We start from the raw sequence: 1,365 nt of genomic DNA on the forward strand, positions 1-1,365 counted from the left end.
ATTGCTGCATACAATCCCCCACCTAAAACATCTTCCCAGAGGCCGTTCATGGCTTCAGCAATGGCTTCTGCGGCTACCGCTGAATCCTCTGTAATTTGGGCTGCTGACTCCCCGTAAGAGCCACCACCAATCTGTGCTAAAACCATGAACAACACAGCGCTACTCCTCAAAATAACCGAGCTTTAGATGCAGTTTCCAAATTTTGTAAACCGGCAGCCCCCAGTTCACTTTGTTGTTGCTGACGTTGGCTATCAACTGCTCTGGAGATATTAGTAAGATTGACGTTTGCTAAATCTTGAGATTGTTGCGATTTTAGAGCATCAGTTCTTTGTGCCCCTAGTAATGCGCTAATCTCTTGATTTTGAGCAGCCATTCTTTTCATTACATCTTGGGTAACAACATCATCTTGTGCTTGTTGGCTTAAACTACCCACTGAATTAACAGAATTTTGGGTAGCCGCAACTTGTTGTTGTTGCTGTTGTTGTCCTTCAATTGATAATGTTTGAGCAGCGTTAGCACGGGTAGATTGCCGGTCTATTTCATTGGCCACACGGTCTGAAGAAAACAATTGAGAATCATTTAATCCCAGCATCCCTTCAATATCAGTTCGAGATTGTTGAGGATCTGGTAATCCTAATGAACCAATTGCACCATTGACGGCAGCTTCGATATCAGCATTTAATGATTGAGCAATTTGTTGCAATTTTGTGTTAAGTGTATCATTCACAAAATCTTGAATGGCGTTTACTTGCTGGTTAAACTGCTGTACAATTTGCTCTAACGGATTACCCTGTTGTTGCTGCGTCATCTGATTGGTTTGAGCAAAAGCCTCCTCAAGCATCAATGGAGAAATCACAATTGATGGAACCGCCACTAAAGTTACCATTACCTTGACCGTATTGGCGACCATCTGGGTACGAATTGAAGTTATTTGTTGTGTAGCTGGGGGAACTTTAGACTTTGATTTATTTCGCTTAGCCATTGGTTTTACCTCAATGTGATTGGACTAATTGACGGGAAAATTGAGTGAGAGCAATAAACTTATCCGGGTATTGTTTCATTACTTCATTTCTGGCTTGTTGTTCGGAAGGATTATTAGCCACTACTGCCAACAATTGAATACTCGGATAATACCGGCATTCGGTATAGCTACCATTGTCATCTAGTAGCCATTTTGAATAAATGCCCTCTCGTTTTGGAAAGAATGCCTCAGTCGCATTTTTGCCAACAATTTCTCTGGGATATTTCAAAATATTGACAAAACTATCAACGGCGGAGGGTTGTATTCTATAGCATTACGCGCATACGTTAGGACAATTTTTAAAAGCAGAATCCACACATTCTTGCAGAGTTTCAAACTCTTTT

Annotated in this window: 2 protein-coding genes; both read right to left on the reverse strand. The window is 41.2% G+C overall.

The annotated features are described in order from the left end of the window. Positions 1-166: 166 nt before the first annotated feature. Positions 167-982: a hypothetical protein gene (locus tag NG798_RS27670; RefSeq protein WP_261226936.1), complete on the reverse strand. Its 816-nt coding sequence runs from the start codon at positions 980-982 to the stop codon at positions 167-169. 10 nt (positions 983-992) lie between these two features. Continuing rightward, positions 993-1,250 (reverse strand): hypothetical protein, encoded by a 258-nt coding sequence (locus NG798_RS27675; RefSeq protein ID WP_261226937.1) that lies wholly within the window; start codon positions 1,248-1,250, stop codon positions 993-995. Positions 1,251-1,365 lie beyond the last annotated feature (115 nt).

The sequence above is a fragment of the Ancylothrix sp. D3o genome (genome assembly GCF_025370775.1).
GTDB lineage: Bacteria > Cyanobacteriota > Cyanobacteriia > Cyanobacteriales > Oscillatoriaceae > Ancylothrix.